The organism is Neptuniibacter sp. QD57_21 (assembly GCF_047778075.1).
Taxonomy (GTDB): Bacteria; Pseudomonadota; Gammaproteobacteria; order Pseudomonadales; family Balneatricaceae; genus Neptuniibacter.
In genome coordinates this window covers 3,408,485-3,428,654 of the sequence record NZ_CP180549.1, presented here as the reverse complement: position 1 = coordinate 3,428,654, position 20,170 = coordinate 3,408,485, and the positions used below count along the sequence as shown (strand labels likewise).

The 20,170-nt window shown below is 45.5% G+C and carries 22 protein-coding genes and 1 other RNA gene; 7 read left to right on the top strand and 16 right to left on the bottom strand.

Features of this window, described 5'->3' with window-relative positions:
- Window positions 1-225: 225 nt before the first annotated feature.
- A complete protein-coding gene (locus tag ACMXYS_RS15635; protein ID WP_415897081.1) occupies window positions 226-1,668 on the top strand; it encodes an SLC13 family permease in 1,443 nt (480 codons plus the stop codon).
- A 58-nt stretch (window positions 1,669-1,726) separates the two neighbouring features.
- On the opposite strand, the gene ssrA is transcribed toward ACMXYS_RS15635, so the two are convergent.
- From ssrA to smpB, 14 genes are all read right to left on the bottom strand, one after another.
- Window positions 1,727-2,086, bottom strand: a transfer-messenger RNA (tmRNA) gene (ssrA, locus tag ACMXYS_RS15630).
- Between the two features lie 83 nt (window positions 2,087-2,169).
- Window positions 2,170-3,585: a hypothetical protein gene (locus ACMXYS_RS15625; protein WP_415897080.1), complete on the bottom strand. Its 1,416-nt coding sequence runs from the start codon at window positions 3,583-3,585 to the stop codon at window positions 2,170-2,172.
- 123 nt (window positions 3,586-3,708) lie between these two features.
- Window positions 3,709-3,978, bottom strand: coding sequence for a hypothetical protein (locus ACMXYS_RS15620; RefSeq protein WP_415897079.1), 270 nt, complete (start codon window positions 3,976-3,978; stop codon window positions 3,709-3,711).
- A 13-nt stretch (window positions 3,979-3,991) separates the two neighbouring features.
- Entirely contained in the window at window positions 3,992-4,567 is a 576-nt protein-coding gene (locus tag ACMXYS_RS15615; protein WP_415897078.1) for a hypothetical protein, read from the bottom strand.
- Between the two features lie 2 nt (window positions 4,568-4,569).
- The gene (locus ACMXYS_RS15610) at window positions 4,570-5,679 is read right to left on the bottom strand and encodes a PASTA domain-containing protein (protein WP_415897077.1); all 1,110 of its coding nucleotides are present in this window, start codon (window positions 5,677-5,679) and stop codon (window positions 4,570-4,572) included.
- Between the two features lie 10 nt (window positions 5,680-5,689).
- The gene (locus tag ACMXYS_RS15605; RefSeq protein ID WP_415897076.1) at window positions 5,690-6,352 is read right to left on the bottom strand and encodes a hypothetical protein; all 663 of its coding nucleotides are present in this window, start codon (window positions 6,350-6,352) and stop codon (window positions 5,690-5,692) included.
- Between the two features lie 30 nt (window positions 6,353-6,382).
- The gene (locus ACMXYS_RS15600; RefSeq protein WP_415897075.1) at window positions 6,383-7,243 is read right to left on the bottom strand and encodes a hypothetical protein; all 861 of its coding nucleotides are present in this window, start codon (window positions 7,241-7,243) and stop codon (window positions 6,383-6,385) included.
- A 9-nt stretch (window positions 7,244-7,252) separates the two neighbouring features.
- A complete protein-coding gene (locus tag ACMXYS_RS15595) occupies window positions 7,253-7,810 on the bottom strand; it encodes a hypothetical protein (protein ID WP_415882596.1) in 558 nt (185 codons plus the stop codon).
- 22 nt (window positions 7,811-7,832) lie between these two features.
- Window positions 7,833-8,396, bottom strand: coding sequence for a hypothetical protein (locus ACMXYS_RS15590; protein ID WP_415897074.1), 564 nt, complete (start codon window positions 8,394-8,396; stop codon window positions 7,833-7,835).
- A gap of 26 nt (window positions 8,397-8,422) precedes the next feature.
- A complete protein-coding gene (locus ACMXYS_RS15585) occupies window positions 8,423-8,917 on the bottom strand; it encodes a hypothetical protein (RefSeq protein WP_415897073.1) in 495 nt (164 codons plus the stop codon).
- Between the two features lie 19 nt (window positions 8,918-8,936).
- On the bottom strand, window positions 8,937-9,608 hold the full coding sequence (locus ACMXYS_RS15580; protein WP_415897072.1) for a hypothetical protein: 672 nt from the start codon (window positions 9,606-9,608) through the stop codon (window positions 8,937-8,939).
- Between the two features lie 108 nt (window positions 9,609-9,716).
- Window positions 9,717-10,250, bottom strand: a complete 534-nt coding sequence (locus ACMXYS_RS15575) for a hypothetical protein (RefSeq protein ID WP_415882592.1) — start codon at window positions 10,248-10,250, stop codon at window positions 9,717-9,719.
- Complete coding sequence (locus ACMXYS_RS15570; RefSeq protein ID WP_415882591.1) at window positions 10,250-11,380, bottom strand: hypothetical protein; 1,131 nt, start codon at window positions 11,378-11,380, stop codon at window positions 10,250-10,252. Before ACMXYS_RS15570 ends, ACMXYS_RS15575 begins: the two co-directional genes overlap by 1 nt.
- Before the next feature lie 269 nt (window positions 11,381-11,649).
- Complete coding sequence (gene smpB, locus ACMXYS_RS15565; RefSeq protein WP_415882590.1) at window positions 11,650-12,123, bottom strand: SsrA-binding protein SmpB; 474 nt, start codon at window positions 12,121-12,123, stop codon at window positions 11,650-11,652.
- Window positions 12,124-12,397: 274 nt separating this feature from the next.
- Between smpB and ACMXYS_RS15560 the strand changes: the two genes are divergently transcribed.
- Genes ACMXYS_RS15560 through ACMXYS_RS15550 form a run of 3 tightly spaced genes read left to right on the top strand, consistent with a single transcriptional unit; the run spans window position 12,398 to window position 14,522 of the window.
- Window positions 12,398-13,762, top strand: coding sequence for a sodium-dependent transporter (locus ACMXYS_RS15560; RefSeq protein WP_415882589.1), 1,365 nt, complete (start codon window positions 12,398-12,400; stop codon window positions 13,760-13,762).
- Window positions 13,763-13,779: 17 nt separating this feature from the next.
- Complete coding sequence (locus ACMXYS_RS15555; RefSeq protein WP_415882588.1) at window positions 13,780-14,211, top strand: type II toxin-antitoxin system RatA family toxin; 432 nt, start codon at window positions 13,780-13,782, stop codon at window positions 14,209-14,211.
- Window positions 14,212-14,225: 14 nt separating this feature from the next.
- Entirely contained in the window at window positions 14,226-14,522 is a 297-nt protein-coding gene (locus ACMXYS_RS15550; RefSeq protein ID WP_415897071.1) for an RnfH family protein, read from the top strand.
- 24 nt (window positions 14,523-14,546) lie between these two features.
- Here ACMXYS_RS15550 and ACMXYS_RS15545 read toward each other — a convergent pair whose 3' ends face one another.
- Complete coding sequence (locus tag ACMXYS_RS15545) at window positions 14,547-14,888, bottom strand: outer membrane protein assembly factor BamE (protein ID WP_415882586.1); 342 nt, start codon at window positions 14,886-14,888, stop codon at window positions 14,547-14,549.
- Window positions 14,889-15,008: 120 nt separating this feature from the next.
- Here ACMXYS_RS15545 and fur point away from each other — a divergent pair, with 120 nt between their 5' ends.
- Window positions 15,009-15,431, top strand: coding sequence for a ferric iron uptake transcriptional regulator (fur, locus tag ACMXYS_RS15540; protein ID WP_415882585.1), 423 nt, complete (start codon window positions 15,009-15,011; stop codon window positions 15,429-15,431).
- 97 nt (window positions 15,432-15,528) lie between these two features.
- Here fur and recN read toward each other — a convergent pair whose 3' ends face one another.
- Window positions 15,529-17,193 (bottom strand): DNA repair protein RecN, encoded by a 1,665-nt coding sequence (gene recN, locus ACMXYS_RS15535; RefSeq protein WP_415897070.1) that lies wholly within the window; start codon window positions 17,191-17,193, stop codon window positions 15,529-15,531.
- Between the two features lie 199 nt (window positions 17,194-17,392).
- On the opposite strand from recN, the gene grpE reads away from it, so the two are divergent.
- Window positions 17,393-17,995 carry a nucleotide exchange factor GrpE gene (gene grpE / locus ACMXYS_RS15530; protein ID WP_415897069.1) on the top strand — a complete coding sequence of 201 codons (603 nt, stop codon included), beginning with the start codon at window positions 17,393-17,395 and terminating at the stop codon, window positions 17,993-17,995.
- A gap of 148 nt (window positions 17,996-18,143) precedes the next feature.
- Window positions 18,144-20,075: a molecular chaperone DnaK gene (gene dnaK / locus ACMXYS_RS15525; protein ID WP_415882582.1), complete on the top strand. Its 1,932-nt coding sequence runs from the start codon at window positions 18,144-18,146 to the stop codon at window positions 20,073-20,075.
- Window positions 20,076-20,170: the final 95 nt, after the last annotated feature.

Sequence of the window (20,170 nt, the reverse complement as noted above, 5' to 3'; positions counted from 1 at the left end):
TTATCTATGTGTGGTTTTAGTGACAAATCACCCGCTAAGGCTGTGTGGCTATCCGCATTATGTACCTTGTTTAAAAACAGCTATTCTTTTTAACTTGTTGAAAGTAAATAGTTTTTTAGATTGTTTTTAAAGCTGGCAATACTCTTGCTATCTCTTCTTCCCATGACGTGAAAAGCAAACGTTCACCAATTTAAATACCGTTTAAATTAAGGTTGGAAGAATAGTATGAATGACAAAAATAAAAAGATACCTTGGCTGATGTTATCCCTCGGCCCTTTAGTCATGTTGATGACATTATTGATCGATCCGCCTTTTGCGGGGCTTTCAGTTGAAGCTTGGCGCACCGCCGGATTAGCGTTCTGGATGGCGAGCTGGTGGATATCCGAAGCGGTTCCGATCCCTGCGGCCTCTCTATTACCTTTATTTGTAGTGCCTGTTGCAGGTATCGCAAACATCAAAGCGGTTGCTGCACCTTATGCTCACCCACTGATTTTTCTATTCCTAGGCGGTTTCCTGATCTCTATCGCAATGGAGCGTTGGAACCTGCATAAGCGTATTGCGCTAAAAACTATGCTACTAGCAGGCACCAAACCAAGTATCCAGATTTTGGGAATTATGTTGGTGACGGCATTTCTGTCGATGTGGATGTCCAATACAGCTACAGCGGTAATGATGCTACCTATAGCGCTATCCGTAGTGAAAATTGTCACCGACCGTGAACCGAACAATGAGAGTTTTGCTAAAGCAATGCTCTTGTCCATCGCTTATGCTGCTAGTATCGGCGGTATAGCAACGTTGATTGGTACGCCACCGAACGCGCTGATGGCTGCATACCTATCTGATAGCTATGGCATGGAAATCGGTTTTGCACAATGGATGGCGATGGGTCTGCCACTATCAATTATCATGCTGATAGTAGCGTGGGTTCTGCTTACCAAAATCAGCTATAAAGTCGATCAGGCTGGTGCGGTTAGTGCTAAATCTGTATTTAAAGAACAGTTGCAAGCGCTAGGGCAGATGTCTGCTGGCGAAAAGAAGGTGTTGTTTATCTTCCTATTTGCGGCAATCGGTTGGGTAATGCGTCCATACCTCGCTAAGTGGACAGGTATTGGTATCTCAGATACCGGAATCGCAATGGCGGCGGCTATTCTGCTATTCGCCTTGCCAGTTAAATCCGGCGATAACGAACGTGTTCTAGATTGGGAAAGCGCACAAAAAGTACCTTGGGGTATCTTGATCCTATTTGGTGGTGGCCTAACTCTGGCGGCTACCATTAAGTCTTCAGGCTTAGCTGAATTTATCGCTCTACAGATTCAAGGTGCAGACACTGTTTCCCTAATTGTGGGTGTGTTGATTGTTACAGCGCTGATTACCTTCTTGACGGAAATCACCAGTAACACAGCAACGGCGGCAGGCTTCTTGCCGTTATTAGGACCAGTGGCTGAGTCGATTACAGGCACACCGCTTGTATGGGTTATTCCTGCAGCGATTGCAGCTAGCTGCGCCTTTATGATGCCTGTGGCTACTCCGCCAAATGCGATTGTGTTTGGTTCAGGTAGATTAAAAATGGCTGATATGATGCGTGCAGGTTTTGTGTTGAATTTTGTTGCAATAGGCCTGATTACACTTGCCAGCGTAACTCTTCTTCCAGTAGTTTTTGGTGTGTAGAAGCTAGTTTTTAAGAGTAATAAAAAAGCCACCCGAAGGTGGCTTTTTTATTTGTATTTGGTGGAGATGGCGGGGGTCGAACCCGCGTCCGTCAATCCTCCGCCTCAAGATCTACATGTTTAGGCTTCTCTATTGAGTTAACCCGTCACGACCCGAGAGCCAGGGTGTTATGGGCGAGCCTTTTTAAGTTTTAGCCGTTCAGCTTAAGGCGAAGCATCCGGGCGATTCTGTCTCGAATGATACCGCAAAATCCTTTAGTTACAGACACCTGAAGGAGCGGCACAAGCTGACTTATGCAGCTAGAGCGTAGTTATCGTCGTTAGCAACTATAACTGTGTAGTGAGGGATTTACGAGATCCACTACATTCTCGACATGCACCTAAGGTTTTGTAATCAGCGTCGAAGCCAAGTCATCCCCAGATAACTCGCGATTATACCTATTGTGTTAGGTATAGACGAGTAGTTATGTGGCTTCGACCCAATTTTTTTGCACAAGTTCCGTTATTGCGAGTCTAATGAGTCGACATAAGTCGCTAAATCCTGTGCTGCCTTTGCAGCCGTTTTATCAAGTGATGCTGGATTCGATTCTGCGAATGAGGCAATAATGGTAATTCTTATGGAGTGTGGTACTTCCTTGTCGTCTAGAACTTGATGGAAGGCTTCTGTCATTTTTTCTCGTTTTGTTGCAGTCATGCTTTCCAGCTTGTCACGTAGAGCGGCTACTGAAGGAGTGTTTTGATCGCCAGAACTCATAGTGCCTATGTATTCTAGAATGAAGGATAAGCCAGCCCCTGTAGCAACACTTCCAGCCGTATTGCTAATCATAGCTCCCACAAAATTTGGGCCTACAACGCCCAGGGCATATAATCTCTGAGTCCATTTTTGGGAGTCTTCTGCGTTTTCAATAGCTTGATCGCCCATAGTGCCAGATGCTTCGCCAACACGTGCGGCTTCGATAGCTTCAGCTGCAAGAATAAGCCCTGGAGCTCCCATTAAACCGCTGGTAGCTGCTCCTGCTGCAAAACCAACGAGAGCTCCGGAACCCGCAGTCACTATGCCTATTGCTACACCAGCAAAAATACCTGCTGCAGCTCTGGTCCAAACGTCGACACTTAGTAGGAAATCTCCCCAAGCAGATGCTTCACTGAGACAGTGAGAAGTAAAGCTGTTTGGGTTAGCTTGGAAGGTTCTTAACAATGACTCCTGCGCACCGGGGACTTGAGCAATAGTTCTATATAGGTTTTGTGGTGCCATTCTATTAAAAGCGGCTTTGGTTTCGACGATTAACTTGATTGTGTCGCGTATGCTTTGAGCCATGTTAGATGAATTTGCTAAATGGACCTCTGATTGAACCCCTAAGCCATCCATCAATTGTTTACCTGCCTGCCTATCTATAGGGGACTTGGATTTTAGTAGGTCTGAAATATTCTTTTGCCACCTGATAAGTTCAGTAGGGGAGGCAACTAAAGTTTCTAAAGCTGAAACAGCTTGTTGCATCATTCTAATTGCTTGGGCTTTTGTCTCCCAGGCTAGCTGGCCTCCTAGGCTATCTTCAGCTTTTCTAAGTAAAAATTGGCTGACTGTTGTTTTATGGTCTTGAAACATGGGGTTAAATTTTCGTCCAACAGAGCTCAATAAGTTTTGATATATCGTGTCTTTTGGATGTCGAGCTGCAAATTTTCGGAATTCAGGGTGTCTAATCGCTTCTTGGAATGAATTTTTCCATCCAATTTGATATTCGGATCTTGAAATTGAATCCCAGAAATAGCCATCACTGATAGGATGTGCGCTTAGATTGTTTACTATGCGATCAAAAGCATTAATAAATTGCGATTGCTGGGGGGTTGTATTGCTGTTGTATGAATCAGTGCCTAATCGACATAAAGCATCTGCTACTTGTTGTCCTGGGGTGCACATGTTGCCTCCTTTCATACTGGCCTAGGCCAGATGTGTTTGGGTTGTTATACGGAAACAAACTGCGCACTTGTTCCGTTTACTCTTCCGTTAAATAGTCCTTCAATTGGTGTGCTGTTTTACCTGTTATTTTTTATCTTTAGCTGCTTTAAGCAAGCCTTCTGTATCTATATCGCCCAAAGGTAAATTGGTTGGGCTTGTGTTTAGCTGCTTAAGTAAGTCTTCCAACGGTACGCTTTGATTGAGCCTGCTCATATTAGGCAGAGAGCTAAAATTACCTAGTTGACTTAGTTGATTGGAAATCCCATTTGATTGGCTCTCAAAACCTTTGAGCTGTTGCTGTATCAGGGATACTTGTTGCAACGCCTTAGCTAGCTTTTCACCGTTGAGTTTCATATCCAATCCTTGATCAAATGATCAGCTTTAGGGTTTGATCTTTATCCATCAGCGCACCTGCTTCGGGCTCAGTTTGGGAGATTGTTGCGCTGTTGGGTGCATTTTGTGGTGATAGAGCGAAGGGGATGCCTAAGCGCTCTAAGACGACTTTCGCAGCGCTTAAAGTGAAATTGGCGAGTTGCGGGATCGCGTGCAAATCATCCAATTGTGATGGCGCAGGGACAGGTACATAAGTTAGGGTCAGCTTGCTGCTAGCCTCGACATTGTAGTCGTACTGATTTTGATAACCTGCATCTACTGTGGTGCCATTGAGCTCTGTTGTGCGTTTTCCGTCTTTGCCTTGGGATTGGGTAATCGATAGGGCTAAGTTAACTTCGGCTTTTGCTTCTGGGATCACGTACCAGGTCGGGCGATAGCCTAAATTTCTGAGCTCTTCGGTGGTGATGTCTTCCTGACTGTAGATATCTTTCAGGTGTTCGATGGCGTTAGCATCAATCGCGTATTGAGCTTTGGCTACGCCTAAGCCGATCTCTGCGACCACATCACCTAAGGGTGCGGCAATAACATCGGAGATATGATTCTTTGGCATGATTAGGCCTCCTCTTCCTGAGCAACACCGATGATAAGGATGACTTCGGTATCTTCACCTATTGAGCGTCCTGCTTTAGGTGTTTGGCTAATGATAGTGCCTACAGCGGCTTTTTCGCTCGGCGCTAGCTGTTGGTTGTACCACTGTGCTGAGATAGAGATCTCATCTAGACGTCTATCTGCAAGGCTTCGGGTATAACCAGTTAGGTCTGGCATTTTGATGGGTTCTGGCGTTGCTTGTGTCTCAGCTGCAGCGTTTGAACCATCAAGATCTAATGTCAGGGTGCTGACGAGATCGGGATTGATATATTGAAGGCTTTCGGTGTCTTTAATCAGACGTACTTTGTCTTTTGTGCTGCCGCTCAGTACTTTTAAGTCCATACGCGCACTTTTGAGCTGAAAGCGACCTTTGTTTTGTGTGTCTGCCTTATTAACAGCTTCCAGTGCAGAGGAGATCACCGCATCTTTAGAAAACTCTTCCACCTGAAGGGAAGGTTTTTTACCCGTGTTAGTTTCCAACTCTCTGATACGAATATCTTTGGTTTTGATTAGTTTGCTTAGATCTAAGTTCGAGTTGGTTAATTGGGTGATTTTCTGTTTGTCTGCTTGAGATGACTGCCTTGATGTACGTTGAAGATCGCTAAATTTTAATGAGATCTCTTGGGTTTCTTTCTTACTGTTGGTGAGCTGGCGCTCTAAAAGTGAATTTTTATCAGTAAGAGTTCTTAATTGTGTTGACGATGATGAAGAACTGGAAGAGCTACCGAGAGTAAAGGCTGCTGGTATCGTGTGGAATGTAGTACCGGCAACCGTCATTGTTGGCTGTGAATTTACGGTGACGGTTCCGAAATCCAGTTTGCTTGAGCTAAAGCTTTTTGGCGTATTGGTCAGGTTTACCCAAGTTGAGCTCTGTTTTGTGCACAATAACACCCGAGGTAAAAAGTCGGTGAAGTTAATCTCTGTGTCTTCAGAATAGTTACCTTGTCTATCGGTCCGGCCTGAAACGAGTGTTTGCACACGCCCGCGTAAGTTATAGAGGCAAACCTTCACTGACCTGTTAGCGATTGCTCGATTGTTTTTATCGACCAATTTGACAGAAATACTTAGTGCCATGATTTATCTCCTACTTGTGACGATAGAGCAGTGTTTCTGTTTTTGAGAACAGGTCTGCTATGAGCGCGATCAGTTGTCCCGAGGGTTCGGAGCTGGATACGAGCAACTGGGTTTGCGCTTTGCCATCTTCAGAGAGAGAAAGGCTTGATTGCTGCAGCTTTGTACCGCGTTTTAACGCTGGCCGTCCTTCGTTTTTATTCAGTTTTTGTGAGAGCTCTCGATCTATATTCAGCTCAATGGTTTGGTCGGTTAAAGGTTCACCTAATGAATTGGAACCGGTTACCTCTATTAAAGCATTACGGTTCTGAGCTGTAGCGGCGAGCGTCAGTTTAGGTTGGGGTCTTCCTCCATCAATGGGTGTAGCTACCATCACGCCTTTAATAGTGCTGCTGGCGCTGGAGCTATTCGGTGTGTCAGCTGCGCCAATGGGTGAGAAGGCGAGCTTGGGCTTGAGCAATGGAAGTCTGCTTTGAGGTTGCTGCTGCGGCGTTGCGCTGGTCATTTTTAGGTGCAACTCAAACTCCATTTTTGGGATATGGTAGACGAGTGCTTCCTGCCCAAACGCATTAACCACTGGGTTATTATTTAGCTTACTTTGTGCACGGCTGAGGCCGTCAGCAAGATTGATTAAAAAATCATCCAGGTCCTGTCCCTGGGCGACCTGATTCGTCATTTTGTATACTCCCTATTCATACTTGGAGCTTTAAAAGCCCCAAGTTGCTTGTTCCTTTCGCCGCTGCTGGCTGATTTTAAGAGCGCGTTCCATGCGTTGTTGGTCGCGTAGTTGTTGGCGCTTCTCTTCTGCTTTTCGTGCTTTTAGTTTTTGCTGTGCTTGTTGTTGCTGTTTTTCAAAACAGTCTTGTTCTTGGGCTGCTCTTTGTTGTTCTATCTGCTGCTCTTTCTGAAAGGCTTCTTTCTTTAGGCGCAAATTTTCGACGCTTTTCTGTTTCAGCTTTTCTTGGCGCATTTCATTTTTTAGTGTTTCTTGGCGTAACTGATATTGTTTGGCCAAGAGCTTTTCAATCTGTAGTTGTTGACGCTGTTCTTTTTGGGTTTCAAGTGCCTTGAGTTCCGACCGCTTTCTTAGTTGTTGCTCTGCTATTTGACGAAAACGTTCAACCGCTTTTTGTTCTTGTCTCTGTTTCTCAAGCAGTCGTTTTGCTTTTAAGTCTTGTAGTTGCTGCTGACGAACTTGCATTTGGCGTTTGCTTATCTGTTGTTGCTCTAAACGCTTTTTATGTATCGCTGCGCGCTTTTCATCTTCTTTGGCGAGTTTTTTATCTGCGAGCCGTGAAGCCTTTGAGTGCACAGGCATAGGAAAACGAATGTGATTCCAGTTGTTTTCGGTCTGTTCGGTGGCTTTTCCGGTTAGCTGATCTAGCTCCTCTTGGAGATGGTGATGCTCTTTTATTAGATCTTTCAGCTCATCGGAAATTTGATCCATGCTGAGAAGGTCTGCTAGAGGCTTTTCTTCTGGTTGTGACAAAGTGTCAGTCCTACCCAATTCTGGGGAAGACTGTTCTTGTTCCTCTAGCAGATCCTGCCAGTCTAGATATTCACTCATACTGAATGATTAGCCATCAGCAGGTTTGTTGCGCTCTACGATTGCACGAATGCGCTCTTCTAGCACCGCTGGGGCTGGCGTAGGCATAACTCTTGTACGCATCAGGCTAGAACCCTCAGCAGAGTAGTTGTATTTGTTAGCGTAGCGTGCGCTAACCGATGAGGTACGCACGCGTGCGCTACCGCCGAGAATAAAGCCAAAAGCACGACCGCTGACAGATCTGCGAGAGCTCTTGCGCTCAAACTCTGATTGTTCAGTAAAACTGATCGAGATTTTTACTTCGATGGTGGCATCGGTGAATTGATAGAAGGTTGGGGTGAAGCCTAGTTCTATCAGCGACATCTTTTGACCATCAAAATGGACTAATGACTCTTTGGTGGAAGTGGTGCTATTTCCTGTAATGGGATCGACCTCTTCAACCTCATATTCACCACTCATCATTTGAGCAAGGCGAAGGCCGCTTTCATCCATAGCGTATTGTGCTTCGGCGATCGCTAAACCCATGCTAGAGATCATCTCTCCAAAGGGGACATCGCTCAGTTCACGTCCAATATTTACACGAGGCATAATTTAATACTCCGGTTTGGGTCTAGTCTTCTGAGTCGTTTTCGATTAACGCTCGGACTCGCTCTTCAAACATCGCTGGTGCAGGGATTGGCACTAAGTTACAGCGCAATAGGCTGGAACCTTCAGCACTGTAGTTGTACTTGCTTGAGTAAGTTGCATCGACAGTGGTTGTACCAACTTTTGTTTTGCTACCGCTTATCCAGCCCCATACGCCACCGTTACGCTTGTAGTGGTCTCGGGTAGTCGTGGTTGTTGTGCTCTTTTCCTCTTCATAGGAGAGCTTTATCGCAATTTTTACTTCAATAATATTGTTGGTGAATTGATAGAAGGTTGGAGAAAAGCCAAGCTCCATCATGCTTAGTTTCTGTGACGCGCCGTCTTCATCTTTACCGAAGTACACGCGGGTGTCTTGTGTATCGGTGATGTTGCCATTCTCATCCAGCACTGGCATACGGCCGCCCATCAGCTGCGCGACTTTGACGCTGGCTTGGTCTAATTCGAACTGAGCATCTGCTATAGCAAACGCCATATCTCGAATTAGTCTTCCCATCGGGACGTTAGTTAGGTCTCTTCCTATCCTTGACATGGTTTACTCCTGTAAGTGATCGAGCTTTACTCGTTATCGTCTTGGTTTGTTGTGTTGGTAGCAGGCCTGCTTGCGAGCCAATTTTGGAAGGCTGCTGGCGGGGGTATTGAGGCTATGCGTGCAGTAATCGTACTGCTGGCTTCTGAAGAAAAACTGTATTTGTTACTAAACGAAGCGCTTACCAAAGCTGCGAACATGACGAAGCCAACACCACCGCTAGCGGCGGCTGATGTGCCGAATTTTGATTCGGTGGTTGTGGATGTGGATAACGACACTTTGAGATCAATAGTTGCTTCATTAAAGTGATAAAACACCGGCGAAAAACCAAGGCTAAGCAGGGACTGCTTTTCGCCATTACCTGTATCCACACCGTAGTTTTCGGCATCGCCTAATTGCATCGCCATTTCGATCGAGTTGCGATCTAACTCCTGCTGAGCGGATGCGATGGCTAGGCCTAGCTGATTGAGCAGGCCAGGTAGGGGCGATTGCTCAAGCGTGGCCATGACTTTATTATGCGACATGCTGTTGTCCCTAATTTATTTAACCGTTGTCTTCGGGATCACCGTCGTTATCCCCATCGTCTGTTGGTGCCGGCTGAGGATCATCAACGACTGGCACAGGTTCTGGCTGCGGCGAAGGTGTATCGGTTAAGGGGGCAATAGGGTCTGCTGAAATACTGCCACCACCGTTTGCTGCGTGGACACGAATCGCGTCGAGAAAGGCTTGTGGTGGTGGAACTGAGCGCATGATGGTTTTGATGCGGGTGACAGCTTCCATATCAAATTCATATTTGTGGTGGAGATCAAAAGAGATCGTCCCAGCGAAAGCAACGGGTAAGCTCGAATTTTTAGAGGTACCCGCGCCAAGATCTACACCTAAATCAATCCCCGCCTCCACTCTGATAGATATAGTGACCTTGAACTCCATCTCTGTTTCAGTGAAATGGTAAAACTGTGGAATAAACCCCAGTTCTAATAAGCTGCGTTCTCTGCCGTTACCCTCGGCATCATTAAACTCAACAAAGGTTTCGCTAAGCAACGTGGCTGCTTTTACTGAGGTTGCATCCAGCTCGTATTGAGCTGAGGCTATCGCTTTAGCGGTTTTTTCAATGAGGTCGGGTATTGGCAGATCTTGCATGATCTGCCCAGGCGTCATTCCTGCAACCTGATTATCAAAGTTCATCGCATCTCTCCCTTGTTCGACCAGATCCATTCTGGATTTGGTCCTGCTTCATCTGAAGCGGTTGCGTTTTCCATCGGCTCAGTTGAGGGCGATGGAATGAAATCCCTTCTACAACTTTGTCTGGGTGCGTAAGTGTGTTTATTCGGTTATTGCTTTTGCTCCGTGTGTGGCAAGTATGTCGGAAAAGTGAAACAGTCCGATCTTCTTCTGTTCGGCTGTTAGCATTTCAACCGCGCCGCTGCTGTAGCGATTTATGCGATTGATAACGGGATGGAGGTTACGTTTTTGTTGATCATTAGCATGTGCCAGAAGGGCCTTACTGTGTGTAAACGCTTCGCTACGGCGATCTAGCTTGATCAATAGGCATAGTTTTCGAAGCTCTAATGTTAGGCGGTCTTTTTGAGCTTCATTACTTTGAACTCCAATTTGCTCTTGATATTGCTCCAAGCTGTATTCGCAAAACTGTAGGGCTGTTTCGAAATTGCCGCTGAGCTCGAGGCATTCCATGCATAGCTCGGCTAAGAAGCGTTGCAGTATGAGTTGTAGTTGCTGCTGCATAGCCATTTGACTGAGCTGGTGGGTTTGCTCTAGTGCCTCTTTATATTGCTGCCTTCGCAATAGTAGGCCAATTCCATCGAGAGTGTCGGAAAAACTAACTTTCTGTGGCTGCATTAGTGGGTTGCTCCTACATCGGTTGTTTTTATCAGACGAGCTTTAATTCCGGATTTTTGCACTTCGTGGATTATCCACAGTGCTTGGTGTTGGTTAGCCGAGAGGCTTAGAGTTAACAGACCTGCTTTGGCTTCTGGAATGGCAATAACGCGACGCATAATGGTTTTAAGTAGAGTGCCAAGCGCCGGCATATGTGAGGGTTGTAGTTGATTCAATTCGATATCAAATCGACTGCTTTGAGTCGCTATTGCTTCCGCATCACAATTAAGCTGCTGTAACTCTGCCATCATCGCTTTGGAACTCTCTAGCGGAAGGCATTTTTGAATGATGATAGGGAGCCTTTTAAATAGAGTGGGGTGAACCTGCTTAGGGATCTCACAGCGATCGAGTAACCAATCAGATAGAGCAGCTTGATCGACATCTGCAGCTAGCTTTGTGAGCGATAGATCAAACCTTAAGTAGTCGTGATTTTGAATGCTAACCGGTAGGTGTAGCTCAGATGCTTTTTTCCAAATAGATTCTGCTTGGTTTAACGCTAGGTCATTGGCAATCCATTGAGTGCAATGGGGATCATTGGTTTGGGGTGCCAAACCTAATCGTACGTAATGGCTTTTGATCGAATCGCTGAAACTCGGCATAAAGGCGATGGCTGAATAACGCGCGCTATTAGTGGCAGAGGCGATCAGCTCAATCCCCGGTTTTTGGAAACGTTCGATAAACTCTTCTGCGATCTGTTGAGAAATGCGCCCAATCAACACAGCAGGGATTTGTGTCAAACTTGCAATCATCTCTTCACTGGATTGCCCTAAAAAAGCAGCTACTTCTGCTGCGAAGTCGGTGACGTGAGTGAAATCTTTAATGTAGCAGGCAACTTCAAAAGACTGATCTGTAGGAGGGATTGTCGTCTGGCTATCAACAATTTCGCAAGGAAGTTGAAAGTGAGTCAGTGCTTGTTGAATACGCTTTGCTTGTTCAAACTCAAGATCTGATTTTAGAATGGAAGGAGAGGTTAAAATCCGCTCTACGCATTCACGTTTAGTGATACCTAGACTGCTGTGCGCTTGGCTGATTGTCAGAATATTGGCTGCACCAATGCCATTAACCTGAATTTGATAACTTTGAGCTTGCACTGTATCTCTCCGTGATAACGCGCATACCACTTCCTTGCGGTTTCTATTGTTTTTTGTGAACTATTGCATGCAAAATGACCTATTTCAAGATTTTGAAACAAGTTTTTTAAACGGTTGTTTGATGCTTTGTGTTTGTGAAGTGCAGAAATAATTTACTAGAGAGTTCTTTAGCTTGTTGTTTAAAAGAAGATTTCTTTGTTGTTACTGTGCGGAACAAAGAGGCGGATTTTTTGTGAAAGGGGGCGGGGAAAAATAGAGATTTATGGCAGCTATTTAGCTGCCATAAGGCGTTGTTTCTGACGAGCCCAGTCTTTGTCTTTATCTGCGGCGCGTTTATCGTGTTGCTTCTTACCTTTGGCTAGCGCAATTTCGCATTTAATGCGATTGCCTTTCCAGTATAGGGAGAGCGCTACACAAGTGAAGCCTTTAGCTTCAGTCGCGTTGATGATCTTTACTAGTTCGCGATGGTTAAGTAGCAATTTACGATCACGGGTCGGATCTGCGACTACGTGGGTGCAGGCTGTTTTCAGCGGAGTGAAGTGTGCACCAACTAACCAAGCTTCGCCTTTGTGGATAACCACGTAGGATTCCACCAGTTGCGCGCGTCCTTCGCGTAGGCTTTTTACTTCCCAGCCAGTCAGAACGAGACCTGCTTCGAATTTATCCGAAATGAGGTATTCGTGACGTGCTTTTTTGTTTTGACAAATTGTATTGCCCGATGGGGCTTTCTTTTTCTTGGCCATGGCGGGCGATTATATAGATCAGGCTTGCTAAGGGAAAGCGCCTTGCAATCAGGGAAAACTATTTCTATTTGTTCATATACTTCTACAAAGTTCTGAATGTGCAATCTGCACAATAAAAAGCTCTGTTTTTACTATGTAAAACAGGGGATATCCCTAAAGTTCTGGGTAGGTGGCGGAGTGTGCACTTTTTGAGCAGTCAACGATGTACTTAATAAGGAAAAAGTGAAAGAATTTGCGTTTTTTCGCGACTAACCCCCCAGAAGAGTAGCAGTTCATGCAGGAAAAGAAGTCTATCCACGGTGCTTGGGCATCTCGTTGGATCTTTATTTTGGCGGCCACTGGTTCGGCAGTTGGCTTAGGTAATATTTGGAAGTTCCCATATATTGCGGGCGAAAATGGTGGCGGTGCGTTCGTACTGGTATACCTTGTCTGTATCTTGATGGTTGGTGTGCCAATCATGATGGCAGAGGTCTTCATCGGTCGACGTGGTAGACAAAGTCCTATCAATGCTATGAAAGATGTGGCGATAGAAGCCAATCATTCAGGGAAATGGTCATTTGTTGGTTGGATGGGTGTACTAGCCGGCTTTATGATCTTCTCGTTCTACTCTGTAGTTGCGGGTTGGGTGCTTTATTACATCGCTGGTATGGGTACTGGTGATTTCATTGCGATTGGCAGTGATGATGCGGGTAAAGTCTTTAATGATTTGCTAGCTGATCCTCAGACATTGCTGATCTGGCATACGATCTTTGTTGCCATGGTAATGGTGGTTATCGTTGGTGGTGTTAAGAAAGGCCTAGAGAACGCTGTTAAGCTATTGATGCCTGCGCTATTTATCCTTCTATTGATCATGCTTGGTTACTCCATGCAGACAGAAGGCTTCTCTCAAGGTTTTGATTTCCTATTCCACTTCGACTTCTCTGAGCTGAGTTGGAATGCCGTATTGATCGCGCTAGGTCACTCATTCTTTACCCTATCTCTGGGTATGGGTGCGATTATGGCGTACGGCTCATATATGCCTAAGAAGACCTCTATCGGCGGTTCTGTAATCACAATCGCTGCAATGGATACTATCGTTGCTTTAATTGCTGGTTTGGTTATCTTCCCGATCGTATTTGCTAACGGCATGGATCCTGGTGCGGGTCCTGGTCTAATGTTTGTAACGCTACCTGTTGCTTTCGGCCAGATGCCTGGTGGTCAGATCTTTGGTTTCGTATTCTTCTTACTTGTAGGTATTGCTGCCTGGACTTCAGCTATCTCTCTAATCGAACCAGCAGCTGCTTGGTTGGTTGAGAAGTTTGGCTGGAGCCGTGTTCCTGCGTGTATCGCACTAGGTCTTGTTGTTTGGGGCTTAGGTATCGCTGCGCTAGGTTCTTTCAACTTCATCTCCGACTTCAAGATGATGGGCTTCAATGTCTTTGATTTCCTAGACTTTATGACGGCTAATGTCATGTTGCCATTGGGTGGATTGTTCATCGCAATCTTCGCGGGTTGGTTCGTAACTCGTAAAATGGCTGAAGATGAATTGGCAATCTCCTCTCCTTTACTGTTCAATGCATGGTATATTGCGCTGCGATATGTATCGCCAGTAGCGGTAGCTGTAATCTTTATTCTCAACCTAGTTGAGAAGTTGAAGTAAAGGAATGAATAAAAGGCATGACTCAGGTAGATCGCAGTGCATTGGTTTTGCACACTGCAGAAGAGATGTTTGATCTTATAAATGATGTAGAACGATATCCTGAGTTTTTGCCCTGGTGCGCTAGCACCGAGATTATAAGTCGCACCGACGATGAGTTGGTTGCGACTTTGTTCCTTTCTAAAGGTGGCTTGAAATATAGCTTTACCACCCGAAATCAGCTTAACCGCCCTGTAAGCATGACACTTGAATTGGAAGAGGGCCCCTTTTCCCGCTTGAGTGGTGTGTGGGATTTCAAACCGCTTAGTGATGAAGCGTGTAAAGTAAGCTTAAGCTTACAGTTTGAGTTCTCGGGTAAAATTGCTTCTATGGCGATGAGTAAGGTCTTTAACCAAGTTGCAACGACTATGGTTGATGCCTTCGTAACCCGCGCAGATCAAGTATACGTTTAAGAGAAAGTGTCACCATGAATGTTGAAGTCGCTTATGCCCTTCCTACAGAGCAAAAAATCATAGCGTTGACTGTGGCTGATGATTGCACTGCTTATGATGCGGTTATCCAGTCTGGCATTGTGGAGCTTTATCCACAGATTGATCCTGAGAATGATCCTATGGGTATCTTTGCTAAAGCAATCAAGAACCCTAAAGAGACGATTTTAAGGGAAGGTCAGCGTGTCGAGATCTATCGCCCTTTAATTGCTGATCCGAAGGAAGTAAGGGCTAAGCGCGCAGCTAAAGTGAAAGCAAAGAAAGAAGCTGAATAAGCTGCACGCCTGCGTAGCTAAGGTTTAGCTACGCTTACCACCTGGACGGAAGTCACCATTTAAGGCATTTAGCTTGCCATCTGTAAAGTATAGAGAGATGCGTTCTTTGCTATAACTGCCATCTTCACCACTTTTCTTTGTGTATAGGTAGTCCCAACGGCCTTCGTGGAAGGTATCGGTGATTAATGGTGAGCCCATGATGAAGCGCACTTGGCTTTGGCTCATGCCTGGGCGAAGCTGGTCTACCATCTCTTGAGTAACAACATTGCCCTGCGGAATATCGAATTTATATACACCTGGGAAACCAGAACAACCGGTCAGAGTCAGTGCTACAGTAAAAGTTGTAGCAATTAGTAGTTTTTGCATCAGAATTTTGCTTCCACTATTGTGCGTAAATGCGGATAATAAAGTTTCGTGCGCTTTTGAACAAGCAATTCAGCTTCCGCATGATTATGTAATCACCAACAGCTTAGAGAATAGATAACTATGTCACTTGAAAATCAGGAACTAAGAAAAGCAGGTCTGAAGGTAACTTTACCTCGTGTAAAAATTTATCAGATCCTAGAACAAGCGGGTGAAGGTGATCACTTCAGTGCTGAAGATATTTATAAGTTGCTGATGGAAAAAGGTGAAGATGTTGGTTTGGCAACGGTTTACCGTGTACTAACTCAGTTTGAAGCGGCTGGTCTAGTAACGCGTCACCACTTCGAAGGTGGTCACTCTGTATTTGAATTGGCGCGTGATGAAGAACACGATCACATTGTTTGCGTAAAAAGTGGCATCGTAAAAGAATTTAACGATCCACGTTTGAATGCGCTTCTAAACGAGATCGCTGAGTCTATGGGCTTTACTGTGACTGATCGTACTATTTACCTGTACGGCGTTCACAAAGACGCAGACGAAAAATAAGCAGTACTTGCTCTGGTGACAACTAAAAAGCCCGCTACTAGCGGGTTTTTTAGTGTATGGAATACCCTTCTAAAAACTATGTGTATGGGCTTGAGGTCTAGCTTGCTTGAGCAAGCATCTCTTTAGCATGCTCAATAGATCGCTCTGTAATATCGATCCCGCCCAACATACGTGCAACTTCTTTAACACGGCTGTCCGCGCAAAGTTGATTGATCTGCGTGTGAGTGGTCTTTTTATCCGTCTGTTTGCTCACAAATAGATGTTGATGGCCTTGGCTCGCGACTTGCGGCTGATGAGTTACACATAGAATTTGTGCTTTTTCACCCAGTTGTCTTAGCAGGCGACCCACGACTTCCGCAATCGCACCACCAATACCTACATCGACTTCATCAAAGATTAGTGTCGAAGTGGTGGAGGTTTGTGCTGTGATCACTTGGATAGCAAGACTGATACGTGATAGCTCACCACCGGATGCGATTTTGCCTAATGGTTTTGGTGGTTGGCCTGCATTGGTAATAATCAGGAACTCTACTTCTTCCAAACCGTTCAGACTTGGTTTTTCTAAAGCGGTTAATGCAACAGACATCTGCGCAGATGGCATGCCTAAATTATGCAGTTGCTGATCGACTAATTTGCCTAATTTTTTAGCGGAGGCTGAGCGTTTGGTACTTAACTTGTTAGCGTAAGCGAGGTATTCAGTTTTGGCGCTCTCAACGTCAAGGGCGAGTTGCTCTAACTCTTCGTCAGAGCGACTTAGGCTGGATAGCTCTTGGCTAAGCGATTGATGGAATTCGCATAGCTCGTCTGGGTTGATGCGATGCTTACGTGCAATCTCGTAAATTGTTGATAGGCGTTCTTCGACATCTTGTTGTCTGCTTGGATCGACATTGACGCGATCCATGTAATGGCGGATCTCGTTGCTAGCTTCTTCAACTTGGATCAATGCCGAGTTCAGCATCTCGTTGGCTTGTCGAACTGAGGGGGATTCTGATTGAATTTCAGAGAGAAGCTGTAGGCAGTGATTTAGCTGTTGCACGCAATTGGCTTCATCGCTATCACTGGCTAGGTTGATTAGCTGGTGGCCTGTATTCAGAATGCTCTCGGCATTAGCTAAAGTTTTTTGCTCTTCTTCCAGTTGCTTTAATTCGCCATCGGTTAAGGCGAGCTGGTCTAACTCTTCAATCTGATAGCTTAATAGCTGCACGCGTGCTGTTTGTTCGGCGCTTTGTTCAGAGAGACGTTTTAGCTCGCTATCGAGTTTATGCCATTGCTGGTAGCTATTGTGAACTTGACTGACCAGTTTAGCCTGTCCGGCAAAGTTATCGAGTAGCGTGCGGTGGTGATCTTTTTTTAGTAGGCGTTGGTGTTCATGTTGACCGTGAATAGCAATCAGCAGCTCGCCAAGGCTTTTCACTAAGCTGGCAGGCGATGGGCGACCGTTGATATAGCAGCGTGAGCGCCCCTCTTTAGTGATCACTCTGCGCAGAATGCATTCACCGTCATTGTCTAAATCATTCTCTGACAGCCATTGAGAGGCTTCAGGGATGCTATCTATATTGAAGCTTGCTGTGATGTCGGCTTTCTCAGCGCCTTGGCGTACGGCACCGCTCTCTGCGCGGTTACCTAAGGCTAGGCCTAGGGCGTCGAGCATAATTGATTTACCCGCACCTGTTTCACCGCTTACTACGGTCATGCCTTGGCTTAGTTCCAGATCGAGGTGATCAACAATGGCAAAGTCACAAATAGATAATTGATTCAGCATAATAAAATACATGTGTTTTTATACAGTGGTTTCTGTATAAGTCATATTTTGATCGGATGCAATCTTTATCTGAAATTAGCGCAAAAAAATCGAATTTATCTGTTGAAAGCGATCTCTTTGTCCCCATATTCAAGAGCAATTGATATTAACACCCAACAGACGCCCTCGAGTTTATTGAACGGGCTGGCTGGAGAACAGAATGGCAAACGAAGAACTGAACCCAGTAGAAGAGCAGAAAGTTGAGCAACCAGAAGAGGTTGTAGCAGCAGAAGCGCAAGAAGAAAACGCTGAACAAGGCGAAGCGGAACAGGTTGCTGCAGAAGAGACTGCTCAAGATGCGGATAAATTGGCGGCTGACTTGGTTGCAGCAGTAGCTGAGGTTGAGACGCTAAAAGATCAGATGCTACGTGTTCAGGCTGATGCTCAGAATGTTCGTCGTCGTGCTGAACAGGATGTAGAAAAGGCGCACAAGTTTGGCGTAGAGAAGTTTGCCAACGAAATGTTGCCAATCGTCGATAGCTTAGAACGTGCTATCGAAGCCTTCGGTGATGACGAAGCGGTTAAGCCGATGAAAGAAGGCGTTGAGATGACCATGAACATGTTCCTATCTGGTTTGGCTAAATTCCAGATGGAGCAAGTTAACCCTATGGGCGAAGCATTCGATCCTGCACTACACCAAGCGATGTCTATGGTTGAGTCGCCAGATGCGAAGCCAAATACAGTTATTGCAGTTATGCAGAAAGGTTACACATTGCACGGCCGTTTGGTGCGCCCTGCGATGGTTGTTGTGGCTAAAGCTTAAGGTACGTTAGGAAAATTTAATTTTGGTTTCGGCCTTGAAACCCTGCGAAACGTACTTATATAGATTTCATACTGACTAGTAAGTCACTTATAGAATTAATCACTGTCCGTCAGAACGGGCAGTTTAGAAAGAATTGGAGCAGATACAAATGGGTAAAATCATCGGTATTGACTTAGGAACTACAAACTCTTGTGTTTCTATCCTAGACGGCGATACATCTAAAGTAATTGAAAATGCTGAAGGCGATCGCACAACGCCTTCCATCATTGCTTACGCTGATGAAGGTGAAATCTTAGTTGGTCAGCCTGCAAAACGTCAGGCGGTCACTAACCCAGACAACACGCTATTTGCTATCAAGCGTCTAATCGGTCGTCGCTTTAAAGATGATGTTGTACAGAAAGACATCAAAATGGTGCCATACAAAATCGTTGAAGCTGACAACGGTGATGCTTGGGTTGAGGTTAAAGGTGAGCAGCTAGCTGCACCTCAGATCTCTGCAGAAATTCTTAAGAAAATGAAGAAAACTGCGGAAGACTATCTAGGCGAGACAGTAACTGAAGCCGTTGTAACTGTACCAGCTTACTTTAATGATGCTCAGCGTCAGGCGACTAAAGATGCGGGTAAAATCGCTGGTCTAGAAGTTAAGCGTATCATCAACGAGCCAACTGCTGCTGCTCTTGCATACGGCATGGACAAGTCTAAAGGCGACAAAACTATCGCTGTATATGACCTAGGTGGTGGTACTTTCGATATCTCAATCATCGAGATCGCTGAAGTAGATGGCGAGCACCAGTTCGAAGTATTGTCTACTAACGGTGATACGTTCCTTGGTGGTGAAGACTTTGATCTACGTTTGATCGAGTTCTTGGCTGATGAGTTCAAGAAAGACACTGGTATCGATCTACACAACGATCCACTAGCGCTTCAGCGTCTTAAAGAAGGTGCTGAGAAAGCTAAAGTAGAACTATCTTCTGCACAGCAGACTGACGTTAACCTACCTTACATCACTGCTGATGCAACAGGTCCAAAACACCTTAACGTTAAGATCACGCGTGCGAAGCTAGAATCTTTGGTTGAGGAATTGGTTACTCGTTCCCTAACGCCTTGTAAAATCGCTCTACAAGATTCTGATCTAAGCGCATCTGAAATCGACGAAGTTATCTTGGTTGGTGGTCAGACTCGTATGCCAATGGTTCAGGAAAAAGTTGCTGAATTCTTCGGTAAAGAAGCACGTAAAGACGTTAACCCTGATGAAGCTGTAGCAATGGGTGCAGCGATTCAAGGTGCGGTACTAGCAGGTGACGTTAAAGACGTTCTACTTCTAGACGTAACGCCTCTAACGCTTGGTATCGAAACTATGGGTGGCGTAGCTACTCCAGTAATCGAGAAGAACACGACTATCCCAACTAAGAAGTCTCAGATCTTCTCTACTGCAGATGACAACCAGAACGCTGTAACAATTCACGTTGTACAGGGTGAGCGTAAGCAAGCAGCACAGAACAAATCTCTAGGTCGTTTCGATTTGGCTGAGATCCCACCAGCACCACGCGGTGTGCCTCAGATCGAAGTAACTTTCGACCTTGATGCCAACGGTATCCTAAACGTATCTGCGCAGGATAAAGCGACGGGCAAACAGCAGTCTATCGTAATCAAAGCCTCTTCTGGTCTGAGCGATGACGAGATCGATCAGATGGTAAACGATGCAGAAGCTCACGCTGAAGAAGATAAGAAGTTCGAAGAACTGACTACAGCGCGTAACCAGGGCGATGCAATGGTTCACTCTGCTAAGAAGACAATGGAAGAAGCGGGCGATAAAGCGACTGACGAAGAGAAAGCAGCTGTTGAAGCAGCAACTGCTGAACTTGAAGAAGTGCTTAAAGGCGACGACAAAGACGCTATCGAAGCTAAAACTACTGCACTTACTGAAGCGATCTCTGGTGTTGCTCAGAAGATGTACGCAGAAGCTGCACAGCAAGCTGAAGCTGAACAAGGCGCAGGCGGTGCTGAGCAGCAACAAGCTGGCGGTAACGATGATGCAGTAGACGCTGAGTTCGAAGAAGTTAAAGACGACAAAAAATAAGTCGCCTTTTAGCTGAATGGAGCTAAATAAGCGTAGAACTTTGCAGTGTCTAACGATGCTGCAAAGTCGAATTACTCGGCACCGCGGGCTCTATG

Coding starts and splice junctions, on each gene's coding strand:
- ACMXYS_RS15580 (WP_415897072.1), bottom strand. CDS start 9,608: ATGGATCTGGTCGAACAAGGGAGAGATGCGATGAACTTTGATAATCAG.
- ACMXYS_RS15600 (WP_415897075.1), bottom strand. CDS start 7,243: ATGAGTGAATATCTAGACTGGCAGGATCTGCTAGAGGAACAAGAACAG.
- ACMXYS_RS15590 (WP_415897074.1), bottom strand. CDS start 8,396: ATGTCAAGGATAGGAAGAGACCTAACTAACGTCCCGATGGGAAGACTA.
- ACMXYS_RS15610 (WP_415897077.1), bottom strand. CDS start 5,679: ATGGCACTAAGTATTTCTGTCAAATTGGTCGATAAAAACAATCGAGCA.
- ACMXYS_RS15595 (WP_415882596.1), bottom strand. CDS start 7,810: ATGCCTCGTGTAAATATTGGACGTGAACTGAGCGATGTCCCCTTTGGA.
- smpB (WP_415882590.1), bottom strand. CDS start 12,123: ATGGCCAAGAAAAAGAAAGCCCCATCGGGCAATACAATTTGTCAAAAC.
- ACMXYS_RS15585 (WP_415897073.1), bottom strand. CDS start 8,917: ATGTCGCATAATAAAGTCATGGCCACGCTTGAGCAATCGCCCCTACCT.
- ACMXYS_RS15575 (WP_415882592.1), bottom strand. CDS start 10,250: ATGCAGCCACAGAAAGTTAGTTTTTCCGACACTCTCGATGGAATTGGC.
- ACMXYS_RS15555 (WP_415882588.1), top strand. CDS start 13,780: ATGACTCAGGTAGATCGCAGTGCATTGGTTTTGCACACTGCAGAAGAG.
- fur (WP_415882585.1), top strand. CDS start 15,009: ATGTCACTTGAAAATCAGGAACTAAGAAAAGCAGGTCTGAAGGTAACT.
- recN (WP_415897070.1), bottom strand. CDS start 17,193: ATGCTGAATCAATTATCTATTTGTGACTTTGCCATTGTTGATCACCTC.
- ACMXYS_RS15605 (WP_415897076.1), bottom strand. CDS start 6,352: ATGACGAATCAGGTCGCCCAGGGACAGGACCTGGATGATTTTTTAATC.
- ACMXYS_RS15635 (WP_415897081.1), top strand. CDS start 226: ATGAATGACAAAAATAAAAAGATACCTTGGCTGATGTTATCCCTCGGC.
- ACMXYS_RS15620 (WP_415897079.1), bottom strand. CDS start 3,978: ATGAAACTCAACGGTGAAAAGCTAGCTAAGGCGTTGCAACAAGTATCC.
- ACMXYS_RS15550 (WP_415897071.1), top strand. CDS start 14,226: ATGAATGTTGAAGTCGCTTATGCCCTTCCTACAGAGCAAAAAATCATA.
- ACMXYS_RS15625 (WP_415897080.1), bottom strand. CDS start 3,585: ATGTGCACCCCAGGACAACAAGTAGCAGATGCTTTATGTCGATTAGGC.
- dnaK (WP_415882582.1), top strand. CDS start 18,144: ATGGGTAAAATCATCGGTATTGACTTAGGAACTACAAACTCTTGTGTT.
- grpE (WP_415897069.1), top strand. CDS start 17,393: ATGGCAAACGAAGAACTGAACCCAGTAGAAGAGCAGAAAGTTGAGCAA.
- ACMXYS_RS15545 (WP_415882586.1), bottom strand. CDS start 14,888: ATGCAAAAACTACTAATTGCTACAACTTTTACTGTAGCACTGACTCTG.
- ACMXYS_RS15615 (WP_415897078.1), bottom strand. CDS start 4,567: ATGCCAAAGAATCATATCTCCGATGTTATTGCCGCACCCTTAGGTGAT.
- ACMXYS_RS15560 (WP_415882589.1), top strand. CDS start 12,398: ATGCAGGAAAAGAAGTCTATCCACGGTGCTTGGGCATCTCGTTGGATC.